The 483-nt window shown below is 72.0% G+C and carries 1 protein-coding gene; it reads right to left on the reverse strand.

Features of this window, described 5'->3' with window-relative positions:
- The coding region (locus UK12_RS33085) for an acyltransferase domain-containing protein (protein WP_045306912.1) at positions 1-483 on the reverse strand (483 nt) is incomplete at both ends.

Below are 483 nucleotides of genomic sequence, written 5' to 3' on the forward strand. Positions count from 1 at the left end.
CGACGACGGACCGTTGACCGCAGCGACCGAGATCCGCTCCTCGCCCCAGACGCTCAGCCGCTCACGCACCAGCTCCACCGGCAGCGCGACCGACACCATCCCGCCCCGGCCCGCCAGCCCACCGGCAATCGCCTTGCTCCGCAGCGCAACCACCCTCGCGCCGTCCTCCAGCGACAGCGCACCCGCCACCACAGCAGCGGCGATCTCACCCTGCGAGTGGCCCACCACGACCGACGGACGGACCCCCGCCGACTGCCAGACCTCCGCCAGCGACACCATCACCGCCCACAGCACCGGCTGGACCACATCCACCCGCTCCAGCCACGCCTCACCCGTCGCACCCCGCACGACGTCCAGCAGCGACCAGTCCGTGAACGGCGCCAGCGCAGCCGCACACTCCCCCATCCGCTCCGCGAACACCGCAGAGCACTCCAGCAACTCCACCGCCATCGCAGCCCACTGCGAACCCTGACCCGGGAAGAC

The sequence above is a fragment of the Saccharothrix sp. ST-888 genome (assembly GCF_000955975.1).
In the GTDB taxonomy this organism is placed as follows: Bacteria; Actinomycetota; Actinomycetes; order Streptomycetales; family Streptomycetaceae; genus Kitasatospora.